This window comes from Vibrio sp. 1731 (assembly GCF_033339955.1).
In the GTDB taxonomy this organism is placed as follows: domain Bacteria; phylum Pseudomonadota; class Gammaproteobacteria; order Enterobacterales; family Vibrionaceae; genus Vibrio; species Vibrio alginolyticus.
In genome coordinates this window covers 1-1,172 of record NZ_JAWOVO010000122.1, presented here as the reverse complement: position 1 = coordinate 1,172, position 1,172 = coordinate 1, and the positions used below count along the sequence as shown (strand labels likewise).

1 protein-coding gene is annotated in these 1,172 nt (G+C 45.6%); it reads right to left on the bottom strand.

Going from position 1 to position 1,172, the window contains the following annotated elements; translation table 11 throughout:
* Window positions 1-298 precede the first annotated feature (298 nt).
* Window positions 299-1,172 (bottom strand): aromatic amino acid transport family protein (locus R7035_RS25610; RefSeq protein WP_318146368.1); only part of this gene is annotated, 874 nt, incomplete at its 5' end.

Genomic DNA, 1,172 nt, shown 5'->3' with positions numbered 1-1,172 from the left:
TTTGGATCTGCCATCGCTTCCGCACTGAACACACCCAAAGACAGCATAACGCCAACCATGGCAAAAGATAATTGCTTTGACACAACGACTCCCCTTATCGATACAACTATCACTATATTAGTCAGCATCTGCTTACCACATGTCAGTTGTTCGCTAAGGAGTATCACCTCTCGGTCAGAGCTTATGAACAATTATCAGCCCGACGTCAAAGCCGTCATCTCTCGTAAAACTTATGTCATTGCCATTAAAAAAGCCGCTCGTTTTTCAACGGGCGGCTCATGTATTCAATGTGCTTGTATTACACAGCTTGTGCAAATAGTAGGAAGCAGCCAAACAGGAAGATCATACTCATGCCCATCACACCGCCACCAGCTTCGTAAACGCTGTTGTCTTCGACAGGTACACGGCGCACTTTCATTGTCATCGACAATGGAACAAAAACCGCCAAGAACACAAGAATAATGCCTGCGTAGCTTAAAATTGCTAAGAAATGTTCCGGAGCAAATACAGCACCAAGTAGCGGCAGAATAAATGTGGTGACGAATACCACTGGCTTGCTGGTTTTGAGCAAGTCCGCGTTTTGGTCGTAAAGCGCCATTGCCACACCCAAGAATGAAGTTAGCAACGCCAAACCAGTAAACATGGACAGAATAAACTCCAAGCCATTGTACTGTTGACCAAGAACCGAGATAAGTTCAGTGACGTTTGAGTACTGTACCAGCTCATGTGGCGGCAAGTTACCCACAACCGCAAACAACCACAATAGGTAACAAACCAAAGGAATCGTAGAGCCGACAACGATCATGTTGCGCAGCTGAGTTTTGCTCGCTTCTTTGTTGTAAGTCACCAACGAAGGAATGACGACCATAAAGCCAAAACTGGTGAATAGCACAGAGCTGGTTTTGATCAGTGCCATTTTGTCGCTACTCACGACTTCGTTTAGGCCTTCGAATGAAACACTAGGAGCAAGAGCAAACAGCGTTAAAACAAGCGCAACAATCATACCGATAAACAAACCACGGTTCAGTTTGTCGACCACACCAGTGCCAGCAGAAACAATCAGACCCACTAAGATGGTAAAGCCAACTTGGCTAGAAACAGTGGAAACAGAAAGGCCGACTGATGCCGTGATTTTTTGCACTAAATCGCCAGCGCCAATGATGTAAGCCATC